General features: G+C 77.7%; 7 protein-coding genes. All 7 read right to left on the reverse strand.

Annotated elements, in window-relative coordinates:
* Positions 1 to 103 precede the first annotated feature (103 nt).
* Positions 104 to 514 carry a hypothetical protein gene (locus tag ACFV0G_RS28705; protein WP_380554195.1) on the reverse strand — a complete coding sequence of 137 codons (411 nt, stop codon included), beginning with the start codon at positions 512 to 514 and terminating at the stop codon, positions 104 to 106.
* Between the two features lie 322 nt (positions 515 to 836).
* Positions 837 to 1,634: a methyltransferase domain-containing protein gene (locus ACFV0G_RS28710; protein ID WP_380554198.1), complete on the reverse strand. Its 798-nt coding sequence runs from the start codon at positions 1,632 to 1,634 to the stop codon at positions 837 to 839.
* Positions 1,635 to 1,693: 59 nt separating this feature from the next.
* Positions 1,694 to 2,134 carry a three-helix bundle dimerization domain-containing protein gene (locus tag ACFV0G_RS28715; RefSeq protein ID WP_380554201.1) on the reverse strand — a complete coding sequence of 147 codons (441 nt, stop codon included), beginning with the start codon at positions 2,132 to 2,134 and terminating at the stop codon, positions 1,694 to 1,696.
* A 326-nt stretch (positions 2,135 to 2,460) separates the two neighbouring features.
* Positions 2,461 to 3,582 (reverse strand): phosphate ABC transporter substrate-binding protein PstS, encoded by a 1,122-nt coding sequence (pstS, locus tag ACFV0G_RS28720; RefSeq protein ID WP_380554204.1) that lies wholly within the window; start codon positions 3,580 to 3,582, stop codon positions 2,461 to 2,463.
* Positions 3,583 to 3,708: 126 nt separating this feature from the next.
* Positions 3,709 to 4,551, reverse strand: a complete 843-nt coding sequence (locus ACFV0G_RS28725) for a hypothetical protein (protein ID WP_380554207.1) — start codon at positions 4,549 to 4,551, stop codon at positions 3,709 to 3,711.
* Positions 4,552 to 4,728: 177 nt separating this feature from the next.
* Positions 4,729 to 7,620: a poly(A) polymerase gene (locus ACFV0G_RS28730; protein WP_380554210.1), complete on the reverse strand. Its 2,892-nt coding sequence runs from the start codon at positions 7,618 to 7,620 to the stop codon at positions 4,729 to 4,731.
* Positions 7,620 to 8,657: AAA family ATPase (locus tag ACFV0G_RS28735; protein WP_380554213.1), on the reverse strand; the 1,038-nt coding region annotated here is incomplete at its 5' end. The genes ACFV0G_RS28735 and ACFV0G_RS28730, both read right to left, overlap by 1 nt.

Genomic DNA, 8,657 nt, shown 5'->3' on the forward strand with positions numbered 1-8,657 from the left:
GGGGGGGGGGGGGGGGGGCGCGGCGCGGGCGCCGCGCGGGGGGGGGCGCCCCCCCCCCCCCCCCGTTCCGCGGTCACCGCATTCGGCACGGCCCGACGGTCCGTCAGGCGAGCACCGGCATGGCGCGGGTCTCGACGACGTCCGTGGCGGCGAGCATGGCCTCCAGGCCGACCGGTCCGGCCTTCCAGGAGTTGCCCGCGATGTCGGAGGTCAGCCGGACGGTCATCTGCTGGGCGGTGCCGGTGCAGACGAACTTGGTGACCGAAGGCCCGGCCGCCGCCGCGCTGTCCTCGGTGGACTGCAGGGCGGCGATGAACAGGTGGGCCGGGTCGCCCTCGGTGCAGGTCAGGGACACCGTCACATCGATGCTGTCGGGGTCCTGGGCGACGATCACGGCGCCGACGACGGTCAGGGTGCTGTCCGCCGCGGCAGCCGGTGCGGTGGCGGCGGACATGGCTCCGGCGGTGAGGAGCGCGGCCACAGCGGCAGCGCGGAGCGTCGGGGCAACACGCATGGGGAGGTCCCTTCGATCGGCCGGCACGCGGTCCCGGTGGACACGCGTGTCCCGGTGCGTGGGGGGCGGGGCCCGTCGTCCCGAGGCGGGGCGGGCACCCGGCGACCACCCTCGTCCGGCTCCCGATGAGCGGCAACCCGGCAGCCTGGTTCGGTCACGAAGGGTGAGCGGACGGCCGGGCCGGCCGGGCGCCCGGAGCCGCCATGTCCGGCGGGGTGCGGGCTCGGTGACGACATGCCAGCCCGCGCGGCCGTCGCAGGGGAGCGATCGCGGGCCGCGGGGGTGCGGGTGACGTCCGGCCGCCCAGGGTCGCGGGCCGCCCTCACCGCGGGCGGCGCCCCCAGCAGGTGATCAGCGGGGCGGTGGTGACGTCCAGGTCGCGCTCGCGCAGATGGGCGAGGTGCTGCTCGATCTCCTCGGCGGTGGCCAGGCCGCCCGCCACCAGCTGCTCCCGCAGCTGGCGCACGGTCGCGGCCTCCAGCTCCCGGCAGGCCGCAGAGGTGACCGGGAAGTAGCCCTCGGCCCGGACGTCGGCCAGCCCCGCCCCGCGCAGCAGCGCGGGCAGCGTCCGGCCGAAGGCGAGGTCCGCGCCCCGGCCGGCCAGCAGCGCCCGGAAGCCGCGGCGGATCCGGTTGGCCAGCTCCTCGGCCGGGCCCCGCTCGTCGGGGCACGCGAGCGGCTGCAGCGCCGGATCGGCGTCCTCGACGACCAGCAGCCCGCCGGGCGCCAGCGCCGCGGCCATCCGCCGCAGCGCCTCGGCCCGGTCCGGCAGGTGCACCAGCACCAGCCGTGCGTGCACCAGGTCGAACCCGCCCGCCGGCGGCTCGTCCCGGGTGACGTCGTGCCGGCGCACCTCGACGCCGCCGAGCGGCTCCCCGGCCAGCCAGGAGGTGTCGATGTCCGTCGCCAGGACGTGCCCGGTCGGCCCGACCCGCGCGGCGAGCGCGGCGGGGACCGAGGGACCGCCGGCCCCCACCTCCCAGCAGCGCCACCCGGCGGCGGGCCCCAGCCGGTCGAGGTGGTCGAGCGTCCACGGGTCGAAGAGCTCGGCGAGCGCGTCGAAGCGCCGGCCCGCCTCGCGCTGCCGGTTGTCGAGCAGATAGCCGTCCTCGGGTGCCATGCGCCCATCCTGGCGCGGCGCCCCCGCGCCCGACCCCTTCGGGCCCTGCCGCCGCGTCCCTACCGCTCCGGTGGTGTCGGGCCCGGGGCGGGCGGGTCCGCGAAGGGGGTGCCGCCGGCGGTGGCGAGGTCCTCGGCGGCCAGCCGCTCGGCGAGGATCGGGATGAACGTGCGGATCCGGCTGCCGTCGAAGCGGCGGACCGCCGTCTCCAGCGCCCGGTCCACCGCGGCGGGTCCGGCACCGCCGTCGAAGCGCCGGTGGAGGCGCAGCTGCGCCGTTCGCAGCGCCGCCGCCTCCTGCCGGGCCGCGGCCTCCCGCTGCTCGGCCGCCTCCCGGGCCGCCCGCGCCTGCGGGTCCTCCGGCTCGTCCGGCACCTCGTCGGGCTTCGGCGGGCTCTCCTCGGTGGGCTCCGCGGTCGCGGCGGCCCGTGCGGCCACCCCCGGCGGCATCGGCTCCTGGGTCTGCTGGGCCACCTGGATGGCCTGCGCCTCCGACTGCACGGGTGCCTCCTGACGCGGCGGGCGGGCGATCGTTCCGCGCCCGAGCCCGCCGTCCGGGATCGGCCGAACGGGTGAGGGGCGGTCCGAGGGGCGGGCGGTGCGGACGGCCGCGGGGAGGTCCGGCGGCTCGGTGGGCGGCCCCGGTGCGAACGGCGGTGGGGGCGGCGTCCCGGCGGATGCTGCTGTCGTCCGGGCGGGCCGCGCGGGCTCGTCCGGGCTGCCGGCGGTGCCCCGCTGGGCGGGCCGCCGCCGCTGCTTCCGATGATGCCAGGGCCGGCCGCGCGGGTCGCGTCGCGGCCGGCCCCGGAACATCGGCGGGGTGCTGCTCAGGAGAGGGTCGGGATCACCGCCTGGACCCGGGAGGTGACCTCCTGCGGCAGCGGGACGTAGCCCTTGGCGCCGATGGCCTGCTGGGCGGGGGAGCTGATGGTGTAGGTGAGGAAGGACTTGAGGGCGTCCAGCGTCGCCGCCTTGTTGCCCTTGTCGCAGACGATCTCGTAGGTGACGAGGACGATCGGGTACGCGCCGGGCTCCTTGGTGGCGTAGTCGAGGGTCAGGGCGAGGTCGCTCTCCGTCCCGGGGATCGCGGCATGGGCGAAGGTGGTGGCGGCGTTGGCCGCCGTGGCATCGACCGGGGACGGCGCACCCGTGCTGATCGCAGCACTCCTCAGGCCGTTGGTCTGGGCGTACGAGAGCTCGATGTAGCCGATCGAGTTCTTGACCTGCTTGACCTGGGCGGCCACGCCGGCGCTGCCGTTGGCCGACTGGCCGCTCTTGGCCGGCCAGGTCTTGCCCGGTGCGTACGGCCAGGCCCCGTTGGACGTGGCGGCGAGGTAGGCCGTCAGGTTGGCGGTGGTGCCCGAGTCGTCGGAGCGGTGGACGGCCTGGATCGGGGCGCTCGGGAGGGTGACGCCCGGGTTGAGGGCGGCGATCGCCGGGTCGTTCCAGGTGGTGATCCGGCCGTTGAAGATCTCGGCGACGGTCGGGCCGTCGAGGACGAGCCTGTCGACGCCGTCCACGTTGTACGAGATCGAGATCAGGCCGGCCACCATGGGCAGATCGATGCCGGCGCCCCCGGTGCAGACCTGCTTGGAGGCCTCCACCTCGGCGGGCTTGAGCGGGGCGTCGGAACCCGCGAAGGCCACCTTGCCCTGGTTGAACTGCTGGACGCCCGCGCCGGACCCGCCGCCGCCGTAGGTGACGGTGATCGAGGGACAGGCGGAGCCGAACACGGACTTCCAGATGTCGATGGCATTGGCCTGCGCGGTCGACCCGGCGCCGAGCAGCTGCCCGGATCCGTTGCAGGCGATCGGGGAGCCGGTGGCGTTCCCCGAGGAGGAGGCGGACGGGGGGTTGTCGGAACCGCAGGCCGCGAGCGAGGCCAGTGCGGTGAGCACGGCGGCGGCAGCGGTCAGTGGGCGGGCATGGCGAAGGGCCCGACGGGGCATGACGGTCTCCAGAACAGCCGGCAGTCGCTTACGGCGGACGCGGCCATCATCACCGGCCCTGCCGCCCGCCGCCCCTCGACGTACCGCCGCTCGCCGCCCGCTCCGTCCGCGTCGGTGACGTGCGGGTTACGCACGCTCGAACGCCTGGAGAACGCCGCCGACCGAGAAGCACAACGCGCCGAGGAGCGTGCCCCAGTTGGCGATGTCCGCGTTCACGAGGCTCCCGGTGGCCGGACGGGTGAACGCGGCCAGGGCCGACACCATGAACAGCGCCGACCCGAACTGGTTCACCGCGACGATCCACCACCCCAGGCTCCGCGTCCGCAGACAGGGCAGGCTGCGGTGGCACAGCTCCACGAACCCGAGGTGCCCGGACACCAGGAACAGCACGCAGCCGACCACGTCCGGTGCCCAGATCAGCCGGTTGACCTGCTGCACGCTCAGCCCCTGGAGGAACGAGTCCAGCAGGTCGATCCCGAACACCAGGGTGCCGGTGAACAGCACGAAGGCGCCCAGCCAGTCGACGCGCATCGGCTCGTAGCGCCACCACCGCCAGGGCGCGGTGACCAGTGCCCCGGTGCCGCCGACATGGCGGGGCGCGTTCACCACCTGGAGCAGCGAGGTGTAGCCGCCGGTGGTGAAGAACAGGCCGCCGGCGAAGTAGATCGAGGCGCTGGTGGTCGCATCGCCCGACCCGAACTGGGCGACCGCCGCACCGGCCGCGAACAACGCGCCGCCGATGACGAACGCCACCGAGGCGATCAGGTTGAGCCGGCGCAGCCGGCCGACCGCCACGTCGTCCGCGCGCCGGTGCCGGGCCGGCCCGCCCTCCCGCGGCCGGACGGCGAGCACCCCTCGCCGCCGCGCCGCCCGCGACTCCCAGACCGCCGTCCCGCCCTCGGGCAGCCGCCAGCTGAGCCGGGTGGTGAACGGTCCGGCCCCTTCGGCGTGCTGCTCGGGCTGTCCCACGGGCCGAGCCTAGGACGTGTGCACCTCCCGGGCCCGCGCGGACGCGCCGACCGGGACGAAGCCGACCGCGGCCGCGAGCGCCCCCACCCGCCCGGCACGTCCTGACCACCCGTCACCCGTCACCGGTTGCCGGTCGCCGGTCGCGCGGCCCGGCCGCCGCCGACCGGGTGCGGACCGTCAGCGCAGCGTCGGCACCTCGCCGCCCGCCACCCGGCGGACCTCGACGCCCGCGGGCAGGCCGCGGCGCCAGCGCTCGGCGACGGCGGCCACCGCATCCGGCCCGAGCGGGTCGGGACCGAGTCCGACGGCGAACGAGAGCGCCGCCCCGTCCGCCCCGCCCGCGCCGAACGGCCGCGGCCAGGCGTGCAGGCCGGACGCGCCGGCCTCCTCCAGCGCCGTCAGCAGGGCCCGCATCCGGCCGCGGACCGCGCCGACGGCGTCCTCCGGCCCGTCGGCGGCGGGAACGCCGACGACCACCCAGGCCGCGTGCCGGCGGTGCAGCGGCGGCGGCGACAGCAGGTCGGGCCGCGGATCGGTGCCCGCCTCCGCCGCCGCCTCGGTGATCTCCCAGGCGCGGTACAGCTCCTGGATCAGCAGGTCGCGGCCGTCGGCCGAGACCTGCGCGGTGCACGACCGCACCGGGGCGCTCGGTGTGCTGACGGCCACCGCGCCGCCCACCGGCAGGGCGCCCGCCTCCGGCGGACCGACCGGCTCGCGCCAGTCCCAGGCCGCCCAGGTGCCGAAGAAATGCCGGAGCAGCCCGTCCGGCGACAGCTGCGGGGCCGCGGCGGCGGTACGGGCCGCGAGCACCGTCCAGGCCAGACCGGGGAGCTGCCCGAACGGCGCGGAGTCCAGGCCGCGGGCCGCCGCCCAGGCCTTCACCTCGCGGGCGAGCCGGGCGAACGCGGCACGGTGCTCGCCGGCCTCGGCGAGCAGCGCGTCGGCGTCGGAGACCGCGCTGAGCGCGACGGCGGCGGCCTCGCCGAGCGCGCTGCGCCGGGCCACCGCCTGCGATGGGTCGACCGCCCCGGTGGACACCAGGACGAGATCCACGGCGAGGCGGGCGCCGTCCGGGCCGTCGACCGTGAAGCGCAGCCCCGGCACCCGGGCGCCGGTCACCTGCCGGATCCGGTCGGCGCCGGGCACGGCGGCCGCGATCCGCGCCGCGACCTCCGCCCGGTCCGCCTCGCCCGGCAGCGCGGCGACCAGGTCCAGATCGGCCCCGGGCAGGGCGCAGCCCGTCCGCCGGGAACCCACCACGTGGACGGCGCCCTCGGGCAGGGCGGCGGCGACCTGCCGGGCGGTGCGGACGGCCGCCGCGTCGAGGCCGGCGGCCTGCGCCGGATCGGCGGACGGACCGGTCGGCGGCTCCTCCGGCAGCAGCCGGACCGCGCCGCCACCGAGCGACACCACGGCCCGGGGCCGCATCGGCTCGCCGCCGCGCCGCGACAGCAGCACGAGCTCGCCGACCTCCGCCGTCATGCCCGGCAGACGCGCGGCGCTGTCGGCGGCGACCTGCTGCGGCCGGCGGGCCCGGCCGAGACTGAGGTGCGGGGTGAACCCCTCGGACCGCCCGCGGCAGCGCGGGAACCGCCGGAGCAGCGCCCGGTACAGCGCCGTCCACGGCTCGGCGCCGCCCGCCGCCGGGTCGAGCCAGACGGTGGAGTCGTCCCGGTGCCGGAAGGACTGCACCCCGGCCAGCCGGGCGGTGAACGGGGCGACCTCGGCCGCGGCCTCCGCGAGCAGCGGCGCGGCCCGTTCGAAGTCCGCCTCGGGGACGAAGCCGAAGAGCACGTTGACGTGCGGCGGCCAGCGGTGGATCTGTGGGTCGTGGGCCAGCCGGATCTCCTGGATCGGCGGCCACAGCTCGTCGGGCGGCAGCCAGGCCAGCGCCGTCCGGGCCGTCGGGGCGACGTCGAAGACGCCGCCGGGCTCGGCGCCGCCCGCCGCCAGTTCGACCTCCACACCGTAATGATCGGACACGAACAGGCCTTCCGCCGTCGGCCGGTCGCCGTGGAGTGCTGCCCCCACGGGCCGCAGCGCGCCGCCCGGGCGGAGCAGCACCCGGTCCAGCCGGGAGGCCCGGCCGGTCAGCGAGGAGACCGCCGCCAGCGGGTTGGCGGCCGGGTCGAAGGTGGGGGTCCGGTCGTCCGGGCCGTGCACCTGCGTCCAGGCGTCCCGCAGGCCGAGGACGGCGGCCGGCCCCTGGGGACCGTCGCGGCCGTCGTTGAGGTCGCCGACCAGCAGCAGCTCCCCGTGGACACCCGCCAGCCCCTCGGCGATCCGGGCGAGTTCCGCCCGGCGCCGGGCCGGGCCGTCCGCGGAGTGGTCGCTGCTGAGGTGGGTGGCGGCCACGGTGAGCGGGCCGTCCGCGGTACGGACGGTGATCGCGGTCAGGGCCTTGTGCCGGCCGAGCAGGTGGCGGCCGGCCTCCAGGACGGGGAGCCGGCTGAGCAGCAGCACCCCGCAGGCGTCGACGTCCCGGCCCGCCGGGTCGGTGCCGAGCGTGTAGCCGTCCCGCACCCAGGACGCGTCCAGCAGCTGCTCCAGCAGCCCGGTCTCGACCTCCTGCAGGGCGATCACGTCGGCGTCGGCGGCCGCCAGGGCGGCGAGCAGCAGCGGCCGGCGGCGGGCGGTGTCGATCCGATCGGCGTCGTAGCGGTCCCAGAGGGTGTTCCAGGTGAGCACGCGCACGCCGCGGGCGGGCACCGCACCGCTCCCGGGGTCGGCCGGGCGCCAGCCGCCGGTGCCGGACGCGTCGTGGGACGGCTGCCACGCGTGCGGCGTCCGGGCGGTGAAGAAGGGGGCGTGCAGCCGGCGTTCGGCGACGGTCAGGCCGGCCCCGCTGGAGTCGACGAGGTCCACCCCGGCGGCGCGGTCCCACACCCGGACGCCGTCCGCCTCCAGGTAGAGCACCCGGTGCCACGGCACGTCGCCGCCCGGCACGAAGGAGTCCAGCGCGATGCGCTTCGGCTCGGCGCCGCGCTGCTGCACCCCCAGCACGAACCGGGCGGCGTCGAACCGGCCGTCCCAGCGGATCCGGTGGTAGACCTCCTCGCTGGTGCGCATCACACGTCCTCCTCGTCGAGCGTCCCCGCGGTGTCGTCGACCGTGCCGGCGGCGCCGAGGTACCAGGTGCGGTGCGCCTCGCCCGGGTACGGCGCGGCGTAGCGCCGAAGCTGGTCCGCGAGGACGGCGGCGGGCACGGGGTGCGGCCGTACGGCGTTGCGCCGGGCCAGTTCTTCCGGGCCGACCAGTGGCACGGCCTGGGTGACCAGGGCGTCCCGGCGGACGGCGACCGCCAGCACCAGCGAGCGCTGGTGCCGGTTGAGCGAGGTGGCGTCCCAGACGACGGTGGCGCCCGGGGCCAGCGCGCCGTCCAGCCGGTCCAGCGCCGTGCGCAGCACCTCGCCGTTGTGCCGCTGGTCCTCGCGGGCGCCGCGCGCCGCCCGCAGGTCGTCCAGGCCGATCCGGGCGGTGACGCCGGGCAGCCCGGCGGCGAAGCCGCTCTTCCCGCTGCCCGCCGGGCCGGTCAACTGGACGAGGTGCGGGAACGTGCCCGACCGCCACCGCCAGGTGGCCGCCACCGCCTCGTCCGCGGTCGCCACCCGCCCCAGCGCGTACGCCTCCCGGGCCTGCGCCCAGCAGCGCAGCGCGGTCTCCGGCGGCAGGTCGCCGAGCGCCCCGCGCAGGCCCTCGCGGAGCCGGCCGAGGCCGGCCGGGGGCCCGTCCGGACCGGTGCCGAGCAGACCGGCGTCCTCGGCGTGCAGCGCCGACCAGGCGACCTGGCCGCGGGCTTCGTCGGCCTCGCGGCCGCTCCGCCCGGCCAGCACCGCGGCCGACACGGCGTGCAGGACGCCCAGGTCGGCGGCGGCGGAGAGCCGGACCAGACCGGTGCGCCGCTCGTCGTCCGGGTACGGCCGGTGCAGCCCGGGGTGGAGCCCGACCAGGTCGGCCACCCGGCGGGCGAGCGGGATGCCGACCGCGGCCGCCAGACGCGGTGCCAGGTCCTGGCGGCGGTGGCCGTGCAGGGCGGCGGCGAGTACTCCCGCCAGCCGGGCGTCGCCGGTCCGGCCCTGTGCGTCCAGCCGGGCGGCCGCGTCCGC

The organism is Kitasatospora sp. NPDC059571 (genome assembly GCF_042735675.1).
GTDB lineage: Bacteria > Actinomycetota > Actinomycetes > Streptomycetales > Streptomycetaceae > Kitasatospora.